Origin of the sequence: Blastochloris viridis (assembly GCF_001402875.1) — a bacterium.
Lineage (GTDB): Bacteria > Pseudomonadota > Alphaproteobacteria > Rhizobiales > Xanthobacteraceae > Blastochloris > Blastochloris viridis.
This window is the reverse complement of sequence record NZ_CP012946.1, coordinates 2,078,427-2,098,383: the sequence shown is the minus strand read 5'-3', so window position 1 is coordinate 2,098,383 and position 19,957 is coordinate 2,078,427. Positions and strand designations below refer to the sequence as shown.

Here is a 19,957-nt window from a genome sequence, read left to right as displayed (position 1 = left end):
GCAGTTCCCGTTTGGCCGGCCGGTCCCGAATAGCATCACGGACGACTTCGCCTGTGGTCGCCTACTCGCCGCCATCAACAGCGGCGCGGATCGCAAACACTTGTTCGCCGGTGAGTGCGCCGCTGATCTTTTCAAGATTTGGCATAACCGTTTTGTTGATTTACCGTTTTTTCTTATGAAAATTACTACTTTCTCGCACCGGCTGCCGGTGTGTCCCGCTGTGGCGCAGCCTCACGCCCCCATCAACGTCATCACGTGGGCGGCAGTAGAGCGGGCGAGGCCTTCGAGGTCGTAGCCGCCCTCCAGGATCGACACCACCCGGTTGCCGCAGGACTCATCGGCGATCTCCATCAGCCGTTTGGTCACCCAGGCGAAATCGGCCTCGATCAGATTGATGTTGGCGAGCGGGTCGCGGACGTGGGCGTCGAACCCGGCGGAGATGATGATGAGGTCGGGTTTAAACAGCTTCAGCCGCGGGAAGATGATGCCGTCATAGGCAGCTTTGAACTCCGGGCCGCCGTCGCCGGCGGCGAGCGGCACATTGACGATGTTGCCGACCCCGGTCTCGCTCGGCGCCCCGGTGCCGGGATAGAGCGGCATCTCGTGGGTGGAGCAATACATGACGCTCGGATCGCTCCAAAAGATCTGCTGGGTGCCGTTGCCGTGATGGACGTCGAAATCGACGATGGCGACGCGGCCGGCGCCATAGGCGGCCTGGGCGTGGCGGGCGGCCACCGCGGCGTTGTTGAGGTAGCAGAACCCCATCGGGGTTGCGCTCTCGGCGTGGTGGCCGGGCGGCCGGATGGCGACGAAAGCGTTGGTGACCTTGCCGGTCATCACCTCGTCGACCGCCATCACCGAGCCGCCGGCGGACAGCCGCGCCGCGTGCCATGTGCCCGGCGACAGCGAGGTGTCGTTGTCGATCTGCACCATGCCCTCGAGCGGGGAGGAATCGTGCAGCATTTCAAGGTAGTGCATCGGGTGGACGCGGGCGGCGACGTCGATCTCGACCGGCTGGGCCGCCTCACGCGCCAGCACCTGGAAGCGCTCGTGCTCGAGGATGCGTTCGACCACCCGCAGCCGGTCCGGCCGCTCGGGGTGGCCGAGCGGCGTCATATGATTGAGGCACAGTGGGTTGGACACCAACAGGGTGGACATGAACCGAACTGCGCCTCCGTACAACTATAGTTTTATCGACCATCTGACCACGCCCGCCCGTGGACTGTCTATCGTTATGGATCACCTTGGTCCGCCGGCCATCCTGACACTTCGTCGGGGGCTGTGTGGCGTCACGCGGGGCCGGATGCCGTCGAAATCTGGTGTCCTGATGCAGCCCGGCGCGCGAAGGCCCGATCGATTGCTGCCGATGAAACGAAAAAGGCCGCCCGGTGGGCGGCCTTTGATCTTCATTCGTCCCGGGCATGCGCCGAAGGCAGGCAATCCGGGACCGTAGAATTCGGTTCCCCAGCTTGATCGCCCGGAAACCGTTTCAGAACACGGGATCAACTCTTCCGACGATCCCGAGGACTCGGCGTCGCCGCTCCCGGACCGAGGAGAGGGCCTCACGCCATCATGGTGCCGCTATCGATGTAGCGTTGGTGCCAGGACAGCGCCTCGTCCAGCAGCGTCGGCGCGTGCATGCCGAACGAGTGCTGCTTGGCGCGCTGATAGTAGTCGATCAGCATCGGGCGGTAGTCGGGATGCGCGCAATTGTTGATGATCAACTCGGCGCGCTGCTTGGGCGACAGCCCGCGCAGATCGGCGAGGCCGTACTCGGTCACGATCACCTGGACGTCCTGGGTGATGTGGTCGACGTGGCTGGCGTGCGGCACGATCGCCGAGATCTTGCCACCCTTGGCGGTCGAGGGCGTCATGAAGATCGACACATAGGCGTTGCGGGCAAAGTCGCCCGAGCCGCCGATGCCGTTCTGGATGCGCGAGCCCATGACGTGCGTCGAGTTGACGTTGCCGTAGATGTCGGCCTCGATCAGGCCGTTCATGGCGAGGCAGCCCAGGCGGCGCACCACCTCGGGGTGGTTGGAGATCTCCTGCGGTCGCAGGATGATCTTGTTGCGATAGCGGCTGATGTCGGCGTTGAGCTTTTGCGCGGCATCGGGGCTGAGCGAGAACGCGGTGGCGGATGCCATGCGCAGCTTGCCGGTGTCGAGCAAGTCGAGCATGCCGTCCTGCACCACCTCGGTGTAGGAGGTCATGTTCTCGAACGGAGCGTCGAGCAGACCGGTCAGCACCGCGTTCGGGATGTTGCCGACGCCGGACTGGATCGGCAGCAGTTCGGCCGGCAGCCGGCCCTTGGCGACCTCGTGGCGCAGGAACTCGATGATGTGACCGGCGATCTTGTAGGCCACCTCGTCGGGCTGGGTGAAGGGCAGGTTGCGGTCGGGGGCGTGGGTCTCGACCACGGCGACCACCTTGTTGGGGTCGCAGCGCAGCGTCGTCTGGCCGATGCGGTCATCGGCGCGGGTGAGCGGGATCGGCACCCGGTTCGGCGGTAGCGCCGTTCCGTAATAGATGTCGTGCATGCCCTCGAGGTCGGTGTTCTGCCAGTTGTTGACCTCAATGATGATCTGGCGGGCACGGTCGAGCCAGGTCTTGTTGTTGCCGACCGAGGTGGAGGGCACCAGCGAGCCGTCCTCCTTGATCGCGGTGCACTCGATCACCGCGGTGTCGAGCGGGCCGAGAAACCCCTGCCAAGCCACCGGCGCGACCTGGCTGAGGTGCATGTCGATATAATCCATCGCGCCGCGATTGATCTTGTCGCGAACGGTGGGGTCGGAGTTGTAGGGCAGACGGAATTCGATGGCGTCGACCTTGGCGAGCGCGCCGTCGAGTTCGGGGCCGGTCGAAGCGCCGGTCCAAACCTTGACGCGGAACGGCCGGCCGGCGGCGTGCTTGGCGTCGATCCGTTGGGCCAGCGCGGTCGGGACAGCCTTGGGATAGCCCGAGCCGGTGAACCCGCTCATGCCCACGGCCGAACCGCATTCGATAAGTTCAGCCGCAGCCTCGGCGCTCATCACCTTGGAGCGCAACCGGTTGCAGGCGATACGATTTGTGTCTGCCAATGTTCCTCTCCGTCAGTCCGGTGGTCTTCTCGCCCACTTTCGCTGTCGAGGATTTACGGCACGTCGAGCGAGTGCGGGAGGGTGGATGTCGACAATAGGCATAATACTTGCGGATAATGACGGAGGTACTTTGCTGATAATCGTTGCGACCGAGTTTATTTTGCTCGGTTTCGCCTGAAAAAGACAATCAAATGCGCGTGGCGCTGCGGCTCGGGCGATCGTTGGCGACCGGCTCAGCAGTCACGGCCGCAAACCGTCGTGAACTTTCCGCTATGGCCGTGCTATAGGCGACGTATGCAAATGCGTACTGTGACTGGTTTCGCGTTGGCGCTGGCCCTCGGATCGAGTGGTGCGGCTTTGGCGCAAGGCAGCGCGCACATTGAGATCGTGCCGCCGCTGCCATTGCACAAGGCGGTATTTTCATTTTCCACATTGCCGGTTGAAACCGGGCTGCCGGTCGACATTGCCGCCGCCGGCGTGGTGCCGCTGCCGCCGCAGCACGCGCTGTCACCCTGGTCGATCGCCGGTGCGCCGCCCAAACCGGTGACCGCGCTGGGCGCGATCGCCGCGGTGGTGCCGTTGCCGCCGCGCCGGCCGACCTTGCCGCCGGCCGGTTTGGCGTTGACGTCGGTCGGCGTCCAGCCGGCCGATCTCGGCGTCCCGCGCAACCTTCCAGCGTCGCCCGACGGCCACTGCCGCAACGTGTTTGCGCTGGGTTATGCCGTGGCCAAGCCGGTGCCGCCGGTCAAGGGAGTCGGGACCTGCGGCGCCGCCGAGGTGGTGGAATTGTCGGCGGTGGTGCTGGCGGACGGCAGCCGGGTCGCCATCGAGCCGGCGGCGACGCTGAACTGCCGCATGGCCGAGGGCCTGTCGCGCTGGGTGCGCGAGGATTTGGCGCCGAGCGCGGCGCGTGTCGGCCACCCGTTCAAGGCGCTGAAGAACTTCGCCAGCTACGACTGCCGCGGCCGCAACCGCAATCCGCTCGCCAAGATGAGCGAGCACGGCCACGCCAACGCCATCGACATCCGCGGCTTCGAGAGCCGGGACGGCCAGTGGCGCTTCATCGACAACCCGGACATGCCGCAAGCCCTGCTCACCGAAATGAAGCGTGGTGCCTGCGAACGGTTCATGACCGTGCTGGGGCCTGGGTCGGACGGCTATCACGAGAACCACATCCACGTTGACCTCGCCGAGCGCGCCAGCGGCCGCAGGCTGTGCAGTTGGCGGATGGACGAGCCGGTGGTGGCGCAGTCGCCGCGGTCGGCCAAGCCGGCCGACCTCGCACGCACCTTGATTCCGGTCCAGCCGCGACCTCCGGCGCCACCGTCGCCGTCCCGGCCGGTCGAGACCGGCGAGGACGCCCCGACCCCATCGCTGGCCGAAGTGCCGGCCGACACGCCGGAGCGCGCCGGCTTCGCCGAACCGCCCGCACCTTCGCTCCGCGGCGGCCAGTGACGCCGGCGGCTTCGGGTGGCGTATTTTCCTCCTGACCCGCAAGCGACGGGGGAAGAATTGAGCCGAGCGGATCGCTGGATTTCGTAGGACAACGGGACAGGGGCGGCGACCGCATCACCGTGCCGTGAGGTTGCAGCAAGGCCTGCGGGCTTGGTGGCGCCGCGGCGGGCGGGTACAACAGCGCCTCGCCAGCCGCCCGGAGCCGGAGACCTAGATGCTCACCAATCTGCAGACCCGCGACGTCGAGACCCTGGTCCACCCCTACACGCATCTTGCCAAGCTGCGTGAGACGGGACCCTTGGTGCTCGAGCGCGCCAATGGCATCCATGTCTACGACGTCGACGGCAAGGCCTATATCGAGGGGCTGTCCGGCCTGTGGTGCACCGCGCTCGGCTATGGCAACGAGGAGGTGGTCGAGGCCGCTGCCAGCCAGATGCGCAAGCTGTCCTTCACCCATCTGTTCGGCGGCAAGAGCCACGATCCGGCGATCGAGTTGGCGGAAAAGCTGAAGGAGATGGCGCCGGTGCCGATCTCCAAGGTGTTCTTCGCCGGGTCGGGATCGGAGGCCAACGATAGCCAGATCAAGCTGGTCTGGTACATGAACAACGCGCTGGGCCGGCCGCAGAAGAAGAAGATCATCTCCCGCCAGCGCGCCTATCACGGCGTTACCATCGCCTCGGGATCACTGACCGGACTGCCCGCCAACCACACCGATTTCGACCTGCCGATCGCCGGCATCCTGCACACCGCCGCGCCCTATTACTATCGCGGCGCCGAGCCGGGTGAGAGCGAGGACGATTTCGCCACCCGCCTCGCCGGCGAGCTTGAAGCGCTGATCCTGAAGGAGGGGCCGGAGACCGTCGCCGCCTTCATCGCCGAGCCGGTGATGGGCGCGGGCGGGGTGATTGTGCCGCCGGCGAGCTACTTCCCCAAGATCATGGCGGTGTGCCGCAAGTACGACGTCTACATGATCGCCGACGAGGTGATCTGCGCGTTCGGCCGGCTCGGCTCAGCGTTCGGCGCGCCGGTGCTGGGCTATTTGCCCGATTCCATCTCGGTGGCGAAGGCGCTGTCGTCGGCCTACTTCCCGATTGCCGCGGTGATGGTGCCGGAGGTGATGCACCAGGCGCTGCTCGATCAGAGCCGCAAGATCGGCTCGTTCGGCCACGGCTTCACCTATTCCGGCCACCCGGTGGGCGCGGCGGTGGCGCTGAAGGTGCTGGAGATCTACCAGCGCGACAAGATCTTCGAGCAGGCGGCGGCCAAGGCGCCGCAATTCCAGGCCCGGCTCAAGGCGCTGGCCGACCACCCGCTGGTCGGCGAGGCTCGCGGCGTCGGCTTGATCGGCGCCGTCGAGATGGTGGCCGACAAGGTGACCAAGCGTGCCTTCGACCCCAAGGCGGGCGTCGGCGCCAAGGCCATGGCGATCGCCCAGGAGGAGGGCGTGCTGATCCGCTCGCTCGGCGATGCGGTGGCGGTGTGCCCGCCGCTGATCATCACGCCGGCGCAGATCGACGAGCTGTTCGACCGCCTGACCCGAACGCTCGACCGCACGCTCGACTGGGTCAAGCGCGAGAACCTGTTCCCAGCATGAGAACCTGCTGGCGGAACGCCCCGCCTTGCTGCGGGTGGACGGGGTGGGATCGCAGCGCCGGGGGGCAGGGACGCGGGGCGCGGCCGAGCCGTGTGGGCTGCCGATGATCACCCGGCGTGGCGCGCTGAAAACCATGTTCGGGCTCGCCGGTGCCGGCGTTTCGACGGCGGCCTACGGTTTGTGGCTGGAGCCGGTGCGACGCCTGGATGTGACCGAGTATCGCATCGCGCCGCCGCACTGGCCGAGCGGAGTCAGGATGCGCGTCGCGCTGGTCGCCGACATCCATGCCGGCGACCCGTTCATGCCGATCGATCGCGTTGCCGAGGTCGTCGCCCGCACCAATGCGCTGAAGCCGGACCTGATCGTGCTGCTCGGCGACTACCGCGCCGACCACCGGTTCGTCACCCGCGCCATCGAGCCGGACGAGACCTTTGCCCGGCTGGCGGAGCTTTCGGCGCCGCTCGGGGTCTATGGCATCCTCGGCAATCACGATTACTGGCACGGCGTCGTACCGTTCCGCGCCGCTTTCACCGCCACCGGCATTGCGCTGTTGGAGAACGGCGTGGCGACGGTGCCGACGCCGGCTGGGCCGGTGTTCCTGATCGGCACCGCCTCCATGATCGCGGTGCCGCTCGGCCGCGGTCGTTTCCGTGGCTTCGACGACCTGCCTGGCACGCTGGCGAAGGTGCCGCTCGGCGCTCCGGTGCTGCTGGCCGCCCACGAGCCGGATTTGTTCGTGCGGGTTCCTGACCGGGTGTCGCTGACGATGTCGGGCCACACCCATGGCGGGCAGGTGCGGCTGTTCGGGTTCTCGCCGCACGTGCCGTCCAAGTACGGCAACCGCTTTGCCTACGGCCACGTCGTCGAGGACGGCCGCCACCTCGTGGTGTCCGGCGGGCTCGGACTGTCGACCATCCCGATGCGGATCGGCGTGCCACCGGAAATCGTGCTGCTAACGTTGGGCTAGAGCATTTTCCGCACAAGTGGGATCCGGTTGTGCGAAAGAATAATGCGAAACAACAAAGACCTGGATTATCCGACATGAAGCAGTCAAGTCGGATAATCCAGACCGTTTTCCGTGTGCGCGCGATTGGCGGTGCGGCCAAGTCAACCCGCAAACGAAAACCCCCGCTGAAGCGGGGGTGATCTTCCGAGTCCGCCAAGGCTTGGCCGGATTACATCACGATGACCTTCGCGCCCATCGGAGTGCGGTTGAAGAGGTCGATGACGTCGGCGTTCAGCATGCGGATGCAGCCGGAGGACACGGCCGAGCCGATCAACTCCGGCTCGTTGGTGCCGTGAATGCGGAACAAGGTGTCGCGGCCGTTCTCGTAGAGATAGAGCGCGCGGGCGCCGAGCGGGTTCTCGGCCGAGCCCGGCATGTGGCTCGGCAGCCGGAAGCCGGCCTGACGCATGCGGCTGTGGATGCCTTCGGTCGGCGTCCAGCCCGGCCACTGCTCCTTGCGGCCGACCTTGGCGACGCCGGACCACGCGAACGCCTCCTTGCCGGTGGCGACGCCGTAGCGGATGGCCTTGCCCTCCGGCAGCACGAAATAGAGCCAGCGGTTCTGGGTGTCGACCACGATGGTGCCCGGCTTTTCGCGGGTCGGGTCGGTCACGATCTGACGCAGGTGCTCCGGCTCCGGCAGCACGTTGGTGAACGACTGTCGGGAGAACTCCTGCTTGTCACGCGACGTGAAGTTGCTCTCCGGAACGGGGTCGTACGACACCGAATTGCATCCGGCCGCGAGCGCTGCTGCCAGCAACGCACCTGCAATCCGCATCAGCATCGGTTCCTCCACCTTCGCCCCGACCATGTCACGATGGCTTTGGGCTTAACCGATCGACCGCCTGCATGCCAGGGCAGCCCTTGCCTGAGGATTTAAACAAATCAATGTGTTACCGATCTGCCACAGTAGAGACGGCAGATGGCCCCACGATTGTCCGACGACGCCGGACGCCGGTGATCGCGCCCGATCGATGCGTTCAAGATAAGGGGCGCTGATACGGTTTCCGGAACATCGCGGTGTAACCCCAGAGGCGATTTTGCCGGACGCCGTTGTTCGGTCACAGGATTTTCGGGGGCGGGCGACGATTCTCCGGCCGACCGGACGGAGTCCCCCAGCACAAGCCCACAAACCGTTCACGCCTTCTTAACGGCGGCCGACTATCCCCGTGACCGTTCGCCGCGTTGAACGGCTGCGTTTCCATGCGGATACCTGCCTAGTTTCGCCGCAGTTAAAGCTCAAACGTTGAGCGGGCGCCCGGCGTATCCCGGCGTCGAAGACGGAGCAGGATTATGACTGACAGCCGACCGGTGACCGCCGAGCCCTCGCGCGAGCCTCTTCCGGAGATGACCAATCTCGACGAGAAGTACCAGAGCATCGGCATCTCCGCCGTTGCCGCCGCCGCTCGTTTCGCCGGACCGTTGCGCAATAACGATCATGCGCCGGCCCCCGAACGGCGCACGCTGACCACCGACGAAATCCTCCTCCTCGGCTGATCTGTCGGCGCGGCGCTCGGGCGCTGGCCACTCGACCGGGTCGGCCCGTTGCGGGCCGACCAAGACCGATCTGGCGAGGGCCGACGGCCCCCGCTACGGCGTTACAGTAACGTCATGCAAATCAAGGCATGAAGAGATCGCGACCTCCCCGGTTGGTGCCACGGGCCGAGTAGGATAAGCCTGCCGCCTGCCGGCCGACCCCCAAACCAGCGATCCGAACCATGCTTGCCGTCTTCACGCCCAACGGCGCTTCGCTCGTCCGCTCGGACTTGGTTCGGTCGGATCTCGATATGACCGACCCGGAAAGCCGCAGCGCGGCGGACCAGGGCTTCGAGACGCTCGCCCCGGACACGCACACCTCGGCTTCGGATGCGACGCAGTCTTATCTGCAAGACGACGATCCTGCGTCCTCCGCGCAGGAGTTGCTGCGGGGCCAGGACGCGCTTCGCAGCCAGGACTTCATGCTGGCGCAAGTCGCCGAAAGCAGCGACGCCCAGGTCCAGAGCGAGGCCGCACCCGACGGTGCCGGCCCGGCCGCCGGCCGGCCTGAGCCGGGCGGCAGGAGGCGGCAGATCACCCTTCCGGAACTGCCGTCGAACGGGGTGTGGTTCGACCTGATCTCGCCGACCCCGGCTGAGGCCAAGGCGGTCGAGGCACTGCTCGGCTTCGAGGTGCCGACCCGCGAGGAAATGCAGGAGATCGAGCCGTCCAGCCGGCTCTACGAGGAGAGCGGCGCCCGCTACATGACGGCGACGCTGCTTTGCCAGTCGGAGACCGCCCAGCCGCGGCTGTCGCCGGTCACCTTCATCCTGCGAAGCGGCAAGCTGATCACCGTGCGCTACGACGAGCCGCGGCCGTTCGCCATTCTCGGCGCCAAGCTGGCCCGCAACTGCCCGGCCACGGTGACCGGCCTTCACGTGTTCATGGACCTGCTGGAAGCCATCGTCGACCGCTCCGCCGACACGCTGGAGCGGCTATCGGCGGAAGTCGACAACACCTCGACCCGAGTGTTCGCCACCACCCGCAGCGGCACCGGAAAGGTCGATTTCAAGCACATCCTGCGCGGCGTCGGGCGGCGCGGCGACCTGTGCTCGAAATCGCGCGAGTCGCTGGTGTCGATCGGCCGGCTGCTGCTTTATATGCAGAACGAGGGCGACACGCTGAAGCTCACCAAGGATATGCGCGCCCAGATCAAGTCGATGAGTCGCGACGTCACCTCACTGACGGACCATGCCAGTTATCTCGGCGACAAGGTGCAGTTTCTACTCGACGCGACGCTCGGCCTCGTCACCATCGACCAGAACGACGTCATCAAGATCTTCGCGGTGCTGTCGGTGGTGTTGATGCCGCCGACGCTGGTCGCTTCGATGTATGGCATGAACTTCAAGTTCATGCCTGAGCTCGAGTGGCACTTCGGCTACCCGATGGCGGTGGTGTTGATGCTGCTCGCCGCCGCGCTGCCCTACCTGTTCTTCCGCTGGAAGAAGTGGCTGTAGGTTTTGCCGAAACGCTTGGAAAATCAAACGGTTCCGGCCTGAACCGGACTCTGATTCAAAACGTGAGGACGGCCTCTGTCGCCAGCGGCGGCGGCACGAAGGCCGACCCGCGCTGCTCCAACACCGCGGCGATCGCCACCGCCATGCGGTCGTTGCCCTCGGCACAGACGATCTGCACTCCGCGCGGCAGGCCGTCCGGCCCGCGCTCCACCGGGGCCACCGCAGCCGGCAGGTGGGCGAGACTGGCGAGCGAGGACCACAGCAGGAAATCGAGCCAGGGCCGTGCCATGCCGTCGACGTCGAGGGTGCGGCTCGCCAGCTCGCCGGTGCCGGGATGCGGCACCGCCCCGACCGGGGCGGGTGGCAGCAGGATGGCGTCGTAATCGGCGAAGAAGCGCTGCCACGCCCGCATCATCGCCTGCCGCCGCGCCGTCATCAGCAGCCAGTCGTGAAACGACAGGCCGGCGCCGCGCGCCTGCAGCGCGGCGTGGGAGATGTCGTCGGGCGCGAACTCGTCGATGCGCGAGGCAAGGCGCAGCCTGAGCCGGTCCGGCACCTCGGCGGTGAACTGCGCGGCGTTGAGAATGGCGTAAATCTCGTAGCACTCGGCCAGCGACACCGCCGGCCGGGCCAGATTGACCACGGCGCCGGCCTCCGCCAGCCGCCCGGCCGCGACCGAGATGGCGTGCGCCACCGCGGAGTCGACCGGGGCGAAGCCGTCGGCATCCCACAGCGCTATGGAAAGGCCCTTGGCGTCGCGCTGGCGGGGCTCGGGCAGATCGAGCGTGAAGGCGCCACGCCGGTCGCCCGCCGGCGCCAACACGTCCAGCACCAATTCGAGGTCGCGGGCGGAGCGGGCCAGCGGGCCGATTGCCCACAGGTCGAGTTCGGGCAGGCGGTCGTGCGCCGGCGGAACGATGCCGGCCAGCGGCACGGTGCCGTAGCTGGTCTTGAGACCGAACAGGCCGCAGGCGTGCGCCGGCCAGCGGATCGAGCCGCCGAGGTCGGAGCCAAGCTCGAACGCGCTGAGGCCGCAGGCCACCGCCGCCGCGGCGCCGCCGGAGGAGCCGCCGGGCGAGCGGCGAAGGTCCCACGGGTTGGAGGTGCGGCCGAAGATCGGGTTGTCGGTGACGAAATCGCCGGAGTAGGGCGGCACGTTGGTCTTGCCGAGGATGATCGCGCCGGCGCCGCGCAGCCGTGCCACCGCAGCGGCATCCTGCTCCGGCACGTAGGCCGACAGTGCCGGCACTCCGCCCGTCGTGCGCAACCCCTTGACCGCGAAGGCATCCTTGATGGTGATCGGCAGCCCCTCCAATGGGCCGGCCTGGCCGGCGGCCCGCCGGGCATCGCTCTCGCGTGCCGCGGCGCGGGCGCCGATGGCGTCGCGCGTCACCACCGCATTGAGGTGGGGGTCGAGCGCTTCGATGCGGGCAAGTGCCGCCTCGGTCAGCTCCACCGCCGAGGCCTCGCCGTGGCCGAGGCGATCGAGCAGCACATGCGCGGGGACGAGCAGCAACGGATCGAGGCTCATGAATGGTCTCCGCACAAGGCATTCGCCGCAAAGGCGCCTGCGTGTTGCCGGAGGCGTCGCGATGGTTGTCCGACTTTAGAGCGTTTTATCGGGCCTTGGCATCTGTTTTGCGTGCCCGAGACCGGCCGCCGGACACTTGGCCTTACGCGTCGCCGTCGGGGCTCTGGCTCCCGGCAGGTCCGATCGCTTAAGATGCCGCCATGTCCATCCAGGCCGTGCTGTTCGACAAGGACGGCACTCTCGTCGATTTCGATGCCACCTGGGGTCCGGCCGGGCTCGCGATCATGCGCGACCTGGCCGGGGCGGACGAACACGGGCTGGCGCGACTGATCGAGGTGTCGGACTACGACGTTGCGACGCTGCGCTTCCGCGCCACCTCGCCGGTGATCGCCGGCTCCACCGGCGACTACGGTCCGGACTGGGCGGCCGCGGTGGGGCGGGCGGCGGACGGGGCGTTTTTCGCCGAGATGGACCGATTGTTCCTGGTTCACGGCCTGGCCTGCCTCAAGCCGCTCGGCCGGCCGGCGCGGGTGTTCGATGCCATTGCCGAGCGCGCCATGCCGATGGGCATCGCCACCAACGACACCGAGGCCAGCGCGCGGGCGCAGATGGCCGCGCTCGACCTCGACCGTCATCTCGCCTTCTATTCAGGCTGGGATTCCGGCCACGGCCGCAAGCCGGGTCCAGGCCCGGTCACGGCCTTCGCCGACGCCATAGGGCTTGCGCCGCACCAGATCGCGCTGGTCGGCGATTCCCTCCACGACTTGCACGCGGCCCGCGCCGCCGGCGCGCTGGCGGTGGCGGTGCTCACCGGCCCACGCGGGACGGCCGCCAGGGCGGAATTGGCGCCGTTTGCCGACGTGGTGCTGACGGCACTTGACGAACTGCCGGCGGTGCTGGCGTGAGCCATTCGCCGGTTCGTGCCGCGGCGCTCGAATCGGCCTACACCCGCTGGGCGCCGGAATTCGGCGGGCTGGCAGGAACGGCTTGATGGTCCGACGCAGGGCGATACCGGTCGAGCGCTATTCGCAACTGGCGATCTGGAGCCAGCGGTTGGCGCTGTTCTCGCTGCCGGTGGTGGCGCTGGGCATCCTGATGTCGCGCCTCGGCCTCGTCGAGACCGTCGCTGCGCTCGGCGTGTTCGCCGCTGGCGTGGCGGTGGCGGCGTTGGCGGTGCTGGTGGCGCTCGCGGCGCTGGCGGCGATCTGGAACGATGGCTATCGCGGCCTCGGCCGGGCGGTGGCGGGGCTGATGATCGGGCTGCTCGTGGTGGTAGGACCCGCGGCGATGGCGGCGTTCGCCTACCGCCTGCCGGCGATCCACGACGTCACCACCGATCTCAACGAACCGCCGAGCATCATCGCCGGCGCGGTGGCGCGATCGCCCGACGCCAACCCGCCAAACTATCCCGGCCCGGAAACCGCGGCGCTGCAACGGGCCGGCTATCCGGACCTGAAGCCGCTGCTCAAGGATTGGCCGCCGGAACAGGCTTTTCAGGCTGCCCGCGATGCGATCGAAAAACGGCGCTGGCGTGTGCTCGACCAGGTGGCGCCCCGCCCGGGCCGCGACGGCCGCATCGAGGCGGTGGTGCGAACGCTGGTGTTCGGCTTCCGCGATGACGTGGTGGTGCGCATCCGCGCCACGGCCGAGGGCTCGCGAATCGACGTGCGCTCGGCAAGCCGCATCGGCCTGCACGACCTTGGCGCCAACGCGCGCAGAATCAAGAGCCTGCTCGCCGACATCGACGAATGGCAGCCGCCCCGGCGCTGATCGCCGCGCGGAATCGCAATCTGAGCCGAGTGCGTTAGGCCTTTGGCCAGACAAAACATTTCGTCGCGGTGTCGGATTTTGCCGCTGCTGTATTGCATTTTGTCGATGTGTCCGCTCGCTGACGGCGGGCTCGAATGCTATGTGAGGCGACTATGTTGATCGTCGAAATCGGCTTTGTCGTCGCTCTGATCATTCTCAACGGCCTCCTCGCCATGTCGGAGCTGGCGGTGGTGTCGTCGCGGCCGGCGCGGCTGCGGATGATGGCGGAACGCGGTGTTCCCGGCGCCGAGCGGGCACTGCTGCTGGCCTCCGACCCCGGCAAGTTCCTGTCGACGGTGCAGATCGGCATCACCTTGGTCGGCGTGTTGTCGGGCGCGTTCTCGGGCGCAACCATCGGCCTCAGGCTGACCGATTTCCTCCTCGGCTTCGGCGTTCCGAGCGGCGCCGCCGACGCGCTTGGCGTCGGCATCGTGGTCGCGCTGATCACCTACGGTTCGCTGATCATCGGCGAACTGGTGCCCAAGCAGTTGGCACTGTCCAATCCCGAGGCGGTGGCGGCGCGGGTGGCACCGGCGATGCGTGTGCTCGCGGTGGTGTCCTCGCCGGTGGTGGCGTTGCTCAACAAGTCGGGCAAGGTGGTGCTGCGGCTGCTTGGCCACGACAGCGAGATTGTCGAGCGCGTCACCGAGGAAGAGATCAAGGCGCTGATCGCGGAGGCCGAGAGCGCCGGCGTGCTGGAGCCCGGCGAGCGGCAGATGATCGCGGCGGTGATGCGGCTCGGCGACCGCCCGGTGCGGGCGGTGATGACGCCGCGCCCCGAAGTCGACATGATCAATCTCAGCGACGACCTGGACACCATCCGCGCCGACATCATCGCCAGCGGCCACTCGCGGCTCCCGGTCTATGACGGCACCCCGGACGAGGTGCTCGGCGTCATCCAGGCCAAGGACCTCGTCAACTCGTTCATGGACCGCAAGCCGCTCGATATCCGCGCCTTGGTCCGTCCGGCGTTGGTAATTCCGGAAACCGCCGATGCCCTGGCGGTGGTTGAACTGCTTGGCCACTCGCCGATGCATATTGGGCTGGTTCATGACGAGTACGGCTATTTCCAGGGCGTGGTCACCAATGCCGACATCCTGGAATCGATCGTCGGGTCGCTGCAGGCCGACGCCGGCCCGGCCGAGCCCGACGTGGTGCGGCGCGAGGACGGCTCCTATTTGATCTCGGGCACGCTGCCGGTCGACGAACTCAGCGACCTGATCGGCCTGCCGCTGCCCGACAACCGCGATTATCACACCATCGCCGGCTTCCTGCTCGACCGCTTCGGCCACCTGCCGGGGGTCGGCGAGCACATCGATGCCAATGGCTGGCGGTTCGAGGTGGTCGACCTCGACGGCCGCCGCATCGACAAGGTGATGGTGTCGCGTGTGCCCAAGCGCCACCGGGTTGCGTGAGTTGCCGCCCGCTGTCGGAGAAAGGTTAGCCGTCAGCGCCTCGGGTATTACGCCACCCAATACCGCCCGCTCACCGAGGGCACGCCCTCGGTGACGACGACGCCGCGCGTCACCAGATCCTCCAGGTGCGCCAGCACCGACAGGCCGGCCGGGCCCATCAGCCGCGGGTCGATGCCGATATAGATCGCCCGCACCAGGGTGGGGATGTCGGCCTCGCCTTTGCGCAGCCGGTGCAGGATCGAGGCTTCGCGGCCCTGGCGGTGGCGGATGTAGCTTTCCAGGAACCGCGGCGCCTCGCGCGCCGGCGCGCCATGGCCGGGCAGGTAGATGGTCTCGGGCCTGCCGCGCAGCTTGGCGAGCGAGGCCATGTAGTCGCTCATCGCGCCGTCGGGCGGCGCCACGATCGAGGTCGACCACGCCATGATGTGGTCGGCGGTGAACAGCGCGCCGGCTTCCTTCAGCGCGAACACCATGTGGTTGGCGGTGTGGCCGGGGGTGGCGATGGCCTCGACGGTCCAATCGGGGCCGGTGACCACCGCGCCGTCCGGCAACTCGGTGTCGGGGCGGAAATCGTGGTCGGAGGACGCATCGAGCGGGTTGATCTCGCCGATATGGAGCGGCCGCGCCGCCTGATGCGGGCCGGCGGCCATCACGTCGGCGCCGGTCGCCGCCTTGAGTGGCGCAACCCCGTCAGAATGGTCGCGGTGGGTGTGGCTGACGAAGATGTGGCTCACCGTCTCGCCGCGCACCGCCTCCAGCAGGCTGGCGATGTGGGCCGGATCGTCCGGTCCCGGATCGATGATCGCGACCTTGCCGCTGCCGACGATGTAGGAACAACTGCCGGTGAACGTGAACGGGCCGGGATTGGCGGCGATCAGGCGGCGCACGCCGGGCGCCACGGTCTCGACCTTGCCGGGCGCCACCGGGGTCTTGTCGAAGGCAATGTCGTCGGGCGGGGGCTGTTTCATTGGCGGGGGTCTTGATCTGTCGGGGCGAACCAAATGCAATACAGGCTTGGGGCGCCGTCGGCAAAAGCGGGGGCGGACCGCGAGGCGGCGGGTCGCAAGAATTTGAGTCTGGAGATGGAATCCGGCACTTGGTGGCTGGCGTTCGATTTCAGCCGCAGGTCGGCTGTCGGCGAACCGGGAGAGCGTGAATGTATGGCCATCGACTGCTGGTGGATATCCTGTGGCCGCCGCGCCACCTGCGCCGGGAGCGCCGCTTTGTCGCGCTGGCGCTGATCGGGGCGGCGACGCTGGCGGCGTCGGCCAAGATCACGCTGCCGCTCGGCGCGGTGCCGATGAGCCTGCAGTCGCTGGCGGTGCTGATGCTGGGCGCGGTCTATGGCGTGCGGCTCAGCGTGGCCAGCGTGGCGCTCTACGTCATCGTCGGCGTCGCCGGCCTGCCGGTGTTCGCCAACGCGACGCTGGCAACTGCCGGACCGCAATATCTGCTCGGGCCCACCGGCGGCTTTCTCGCCGGCTTCGCGCTGGCGGCCGCCAGCGTCGGGCGCTTTGCCGAGCGCGGCTGGGACCGCTCGCTGCCGAAGCTCGGCGCGGCGATGCTGATCGCCCACCTTGCGCTGCTCGCCGCCGGCGGGGTGTGGCTGGCGTTTGGCGCCCATCTGCCGAATGGCGGCACTGGCGTCGGCATCGAGCGCGCGCTGGCGGTGCTGGCGCCGCTGCTGCTCGGGGCGGCGGTCAAGGTGGCGATCGCCGCGGTGGCGGTGCATGCCGTGCGGATGCGACTCGACCGCAGCGCCCAGAAGGCCAGGAGCTACAGGGTCAACACGCCCGCCGCGCCGCCCCCGGTGCCGTAGACCAGGGTGGAGCCCCGCGCCGCCCACGCCAGCGCGGTCACCATGCCGGCGCCGGGCGGCTTGACCAGGATCTCGGCACCGTCCGACAGCCGGACCAGCAGGATCAGCCCGTCTTCGAAGCCGATCGCGGTGATCTCGGTGGCCGGATGACAGGCCACCGCCGAGATGCGGCTGGCGGCCGACGCGAAGATCGCCGGCTGCTTGCCCATCGGCCCGTCCTTGCCGGTGAACGGCCACACGATCAGCGATTGTGCCCCGGCGCTGGCAAGGCCGTTGCCCGTGGCGGTCCAGCTCATCTGGCGCACCCGTCCGGGGTAGCCCGCCATCCGCATGTTGGCGCCGTCGGCGACCCGCCAGCCGTGAAGCTGCGGCTCGTGCATCGCGGTGACGATAAAACGCCCGTCCGGGCTCCAGGTCACCGGCAGGTGCGAGCCCTTCCACTCCAGGCGCTCCGGCTTGGTCGAGGCGTTGGGGAACCACAGCGTCACCCCGCCATAATGGGCGATGGCGAGCCGCAGCCCTTTCGGCGCGAAGGCAATCCCGCCGGGGGTGGACGGCGCCACCAGGGTTTTCGGCTCGCCCTTTCCCGTCAGCGCATAGACCGTCTTGCCGGCCGACCACGCCGCCGCCCCGGACGGGCCGAGCGCGACGGTGTCGACCCAGGCCTTGCCGGAGAACAACTCGCGGGTGGTGCCGTCGGCGATGGTTTCAACGACGCGGCCGTCGTCGCCGCCGGTGAGGAGGCGGCTGCCGTCCGAAGCGGCGGCGAGGATCACCCCGCCGGGGTGCGCCGTCACCCGGCGGGCCTCGGTGCCGGCGAACAGCAATTCGCCCTCGCCGAGGGCCAGCACTGGCGTTTCGCCGAGGACCGCGCACGCCACCACGGCGTCGCCCGGCTCGATCACCCGCACTCGGTCGACCACCGAGGGGGTCGGAGCGTTCGGCTCGGTCGACATGGTCACGCGGCGATGCAGGCGGAGAAGCCAGCCTCGATCTTGGCGCGGTCGAGCTTGCGGCCGATGAAGACCAGGCGGCTGGAGCGCCGCTCGCCCTCGGCCCACTCCCGCTGGTGGTCGCCGTCGAGGATCATGTGGACGCCCTGGAACACGAAGCGGTCGGGGTCGTCCTTGAACGACAGGATGCCTTTGGAGCGCAGAATGCTGGGGCCGTCGACCGCCACCATGTTCTGGATCCAGGGGAAGAATTTCTCGGGGTCGAGCGGGGCCTCCGTTTCGAGCGCGACCGAGTCGATCTCCTCGTCGTGGACGTGCTTCAGGCCGCCGTGGCGGTGAACGATGCGGCCGGCCTCGTCGCGCTCGCTGCAGCCGCAACCACAGTCCTTGTCGTCGCTTTTGTCATGGCCGTGCTCGTGGCCGCAGCCGCAGTCCTCACCATGCCCGTGATCATGGTCGCAGCCGCAGGCGTGATCCTGCTCGTCCTCGCCCTCCAGGAAGTCCGGCTCCAGCGTCAGGATGCGGTCGAGGTCGAAGGCACCGCGCCCCAGCACCTCATTCAGCGGAATGGCGCAGCGCTGGGTGCGATGCAGCCGGGCGAAGGGGTTGAGGCCGCGGATGCGCGCCTCGACCTCGGCCAGTTCGTCGGGTGTCACGAGGTCGGTCTTGTTCAGCAGCACCACGTCGGCAAACGCGATCTGGTTCTTGGCCTCCGGCGCGTCCTTGAGGCGCTCCGACAGCCACTTGGCGTCGGCCACCGTCACCACCGCGTCGAGCCGGGTCCTGGCCTGGACGGTGTCGTCGACGAAGAACGTCTGCGCCACCGGCGCCGGGTCGGCGAGCCCGGTGGTCTCGATCAGGATGGCGTCGAACTTGCCCTTTCGGCGCAGCAGTCCGTCGATGACGCGGATGAGGTCGCCGCGCACCGTGCAGCAGATGCAGCCGTTGTTCATCTCGAACACTTCCTCGTCGGCGCCAACCACGAGGTCGTTGTCGATGCCGATCTCGCCGAACTCGTTGACGATCACAGCGAAGCGCTGGCCGTGCGGCTCGGACAGAATGCGGTTGAGCAGCGTGGTCTTGCCGGCGCCGAGGTAGCCGGTGAGGACGGTGACGGGAATCTTGTCGGACATCGGGGCTTCCAAAGGTTTCGGAACCGTCAGACGGTTTTAGGGCGGGAGGCTCTGGCGCGGCAAGCCGCAGCGGAACAGGTCCAACGGCCCGCTGCGTCAGCATCCAGGGCCGTTGGTATCATATTATCGGCGTCGGCTCTCAAGACTGCTGCTTTGCAGCCTCTCACCATGAGGCAACAGCGTCGATCGTCACGGCTGAGGGATCAGCTCGCAGCCAGCGTGCCGGTCAGCATCTCGATATTGTGCCGCATCATATCGATGTACGTGGGCGCGGCGCCACCGGTGTCGGTCAGAGCGTCGGAGTACAGCGTTCCGCCGACCTTGGCGCCGGTCTCCTCGGCAATGCGCTTGATCAGGCGCGGATCGGTGACGTTTTCCAGGAACACCGCCGGGATGTTCTGCTTTTTGACCTGAGTGATGATCTTGGCCACCGCCTTGGCCGAGGCCTCGGAATCGGTGGAGACGCCGGTCGGCGCGATGAACTCGACACCGTAGGCCTTCTCGAAATACTGGAAGGCATCATGCGAGGTGATGATGCGGCGCCGCTCGGCCGGGATGCGGGCGATGGCGGCCTTCGCCTCGTCCTCCAGCGCGTCGAGCTTCAACAGAAAGGCACTGGCATTGGCCTCATAGGCGTCCTTGCCGGCCGGATCAGCCGCGACCAGCGCATCGCGGATGTTGGCAACATAGACCTTGGCGTTGGCGACCGACTGCCAAGCATGCGGGTCGAACGCGCCGTGGTCGTGGTCCTTGTGGCCATGATCGTGATCGTGGTCGTCGTGGTGCTCGGACTTCAGCGGGGCGATGCCGGTGGTGGTGGTGACGACGGTGGCCTTGGTGCCGGACGCCTTCACCAGCCGGTCGAGCCAGCCTTCGAAATTGAGGCCGTTGACGAACACGATCTTTGCTGCCGCCAGCGTCTTGGCGTCGGCCGGGGAGGGCGCATAGACGTGGGCGTCGCCATTGGCGCCGACCAGCGTCGTGACCTCCAGCCGGTCGCCGCCGACCGTCTTCACGAAATCGCCAAGGATCGAGAAGCTGGCCACCGCCTTGATCTTCGGCGGGTTGGCCGCCGCCGCGGTGTCCTCGGCCGCGACGGGACCGGTGGCGAGCAGCACCGAGGCGACGGTGGCAAACAGCACGGAGCGTCGGTCGAACATCGAATTCTC

At 67.7% G+C, this 19,957-nt stretch carries 17 protein-coding genes; 9 read left to right on the top strand and 8 right to left on the bottom strand.

Annotated features, from left to right (window positions below; genetic code table 11):
* Positions 1–231: 231 nt before the first annotated feature.
* Together BVIR_RS09255 and BVIR_RS09250 are read right to left on the bottom strand one after the other, a co-directional pair.
* Complete coding sequence (locus BVIR_RS09255; protein WP_055037414.1) at positions 232–1,158, bottom strand: histone deacetylase family protein; 927 nt, start codon at positions 1,156–1,158, stop codon at positions 232–234.
* A gap of 404 nt (positions 1,159–1,562) precedes the next feature.
* On the bottom strand, positions 1,563–3,032 hold the full coding sequence (locus BVIR_RS09250) for an acetyl-CoA hydrolase/transferase family protein (RefSeq protein WP_055038797.1): 1,470 nt from the start codon (positions 3,030–3,032) through the stop codon (positions 1,563–1,565).
* 348 nt (positions 3,033–3,380) lie between these two features.
* On the opposite strand from BVIR_RS09250, the gene BVIR_RS09245 reads away from it, so the two are divergent.
* The 3 genes from BVIR_RS09245 (at position 3,381) to BVIR_RS09235 (ending at position 7,096) form a co-directional block, all read left to right on the top strand.
* Positions 3,381–4,535 carry an extensin-like domain-containing protein gene (locus tag BVIR_RS09245; RefSeq protein WP_169788596.1) on the top strand — a complete coding sequence of 385 codons (1,155 nt, stop codon included), beginning with the start codon at positions 3,381–3,383 and terminating at the stop codon, positions 4,533–4,535.
* Positions 4,536–4,749: 214 nt separating this feature from the next.
* Positions 4,750–6,129 (top strand): aminotransferase, encoded by a 1,380-nt coding sequence (locus tag BVIR_RS09240; protein ID WP_055037412.1) that lies wholly within the window; start codon positions 4,750–4,752, stop codon positions 6,127–6,129.
* A gap of 103 nt (positions 6,130–6,232) precedes the next feature.
* A complete protein-coding gene (locus BVIR_RS09235; RefSeq protein WP_055037411.1) occupies positions 6,233–7,096 on the top strand; it encodes a metallophosphoesterase in 864 nt (287 codons plus the stop codon).
* A gap of 208 nt (positions 7,097–7,304) precedes the next feature.
* Here the strand turns inward: BVIR_RS09235 and BVIR_RS09230 are convergent, their stop codons facing one another.
* The gene (locus tag BVIR_RS09230; RefSeq protein WP_055038796.1) at positions 7,305–7,919 is read right to left on the bottom strand and encodes a L,D-transpeptidase; all 615 of its coding nucleotides are present in this window, start codon (positions 7,917–7,919) and stop codon (positions 7,305–7,307) included.
* A gap of 509 nt (positions 7,920–8,428) precedes the next feature.
* Here BVIR_RS09230 and BVIR_RS09225 point away from each other — a divergent pair.
* Positions 8,429–8,632 carry a hypothetical protein gene (locus BVIR_RS09225; protein ID WP_145912009.1) on the top strand — a complete coding sequence of 68 codons (204 nt, stop codon included), beginning with the start codon at positions 8,429–8,431 and terminating at the stop codon, positions 8,630–8,632.
* A gap of 290 nt (positions 8,633–8,922) precedes the next feature.
* On the top strand, positions 8,923–10,128 hold the full coding sequence (locus tag BVIR_RS09220) for a magnesium transporter CorA family protein (RefSeq protein ID WP_236823583.1): 1,206 nt from the start codon (positions 8,923–8,925) through the stop codon (positions 10,126–10,128).
* Between the two features lie 55 nt (positions 10,129–10,183).
* Here BVIR_RS09220 and BVIR_RS09215 read toward each other — a convergent pair whose 3' ends face one another.
* The gene (locus BVIR_RS09215; RefSeq protein WP_055037409.1) at positions 10,184–11,659 is read right to left on the bottom strand and encodes an amidase; all 1,476 of its coding nucleotides are present in this window, start codon (positions 11,657–11,659) and stop codon (positions 10,184–10,186) included.
* A 200-nt stretch (positions 11,660–11,859) separates the two neighbouring features.
* Here BVIR_RS09215 and BVIR_RS09210 point away from each other — a divergent pair, with 200 nt between their 5' ends.
* From BVIR_RS09210 to BVIR_RS09200, 3 genes are all read left to right on the top strand, one after another.
* On the top strand, positions 11,860–12,564 hold the full coding sequence (locus tag BVIR_RS09210; protein ID WP_055037408.1) for an HAD family hydrolase: 705 nt from the start codon (positions 11,860–11,862) through the stop codon (positions 12,562–12,564).
* An 85-nt stretch (positions 12,565–12,649) separates the two neighbouring features.
* The gene (locus BVIR_RS09205) at positions 12,650–13,429 is read left to right on the top strand and encodes a DUF1499 domain-containing protein (RefSeq protein ID WP_055037407.1); all 780 of its coding nucleotides are present in this window, start codon (positions 12,650–12,652) and stop codon (positions 13,427–13,429) included.
* A 152-nt stretch (positions 13,430–13,581) separates the two neighbouring features.
* Positions 13,582–14,883 carry a hemolysin family protein gene (locus BVIR_RS09200; RefSeq protein WP_055037406.1) on the top strand — a complete coding sequence of 434 codons (1,302 nt, stop codon included), beginning with the start codon at positions 13,582–13,584 and terminating at the stop codon, positions 14,881–14,883.
* A 47-nt stretch (positions 14,884–14,930) separates the two neighbouring features.
* On the opposite strand, the gene BVIR_RS09195 is transcribed toward BVIR_RS09200, so the two are convergent.
* Entirely contained in the window at positions 14,931–15,851 is a 921-nt protein-coding gene (locus tag BVIR_RS09195; protein ID WP_055037405.1) for an MBL fold metallo-hydrolase, read from the bottom strand.
* 188 nt (positions 15,852–16,039) lie between these two features.
* Here BVIR_RS09195 and BVIR_RS09190 point away from each other — a divergent pair, with 188 nt between their 5' ends.
* A complete protein-coding gene (locus BVIR_RS09190; RefSeq protein ID WP_055037404.1) occupies positions 16,040–16,702 on the top strand; it encodes a biotin transporter BioY in 663 nt (220 codons plus the stop codon).
* Here the strand turns inward: BVIR_RS09190 and BVIR_RS09185 are convergent.
* From BVIR_RS09185 to BVIR_RS09175, 3 genes are all read right to left on the bottom strand, one after another.
* Entirely contained in the window at positions 16,660–17,658 is a 999-nt protein-coding gene (locus BVIR_RS09185) for a WD40 repeat domain-containing protein (RefSeq protein WP_055037403.1), read from the bottom strand. The two genes, BVIR_RS09190 and BVIR_RS09185, sit on opposite strands and share 43 nt — an antisense overlap.
* 2 nt (positions 17,659–17,660) lie before the next feature.
* Entirely contained in the window at positions 17,661–18,788 is a 1,128-nt protein-coding gene (locus BVIR_RS09180) for a CobW family GTP-binding protein (RefSeq protein ID WP_055037402.1), read from the bottom strand.
* A 203-nt stretch (positions 18,789–18,991) separates the two neighbouring features.
* Entirely contained in the window at positions 18,992–19,948 is a 957-nt protein-coding gene (locus BVIR_RS09175; protein ID WP_055037401.1) for a metal ABC transporter substrate-binding protein, read from the bottom strand.
* Positions 19,949–19,957: the final 9 nt, after the last annotated feature.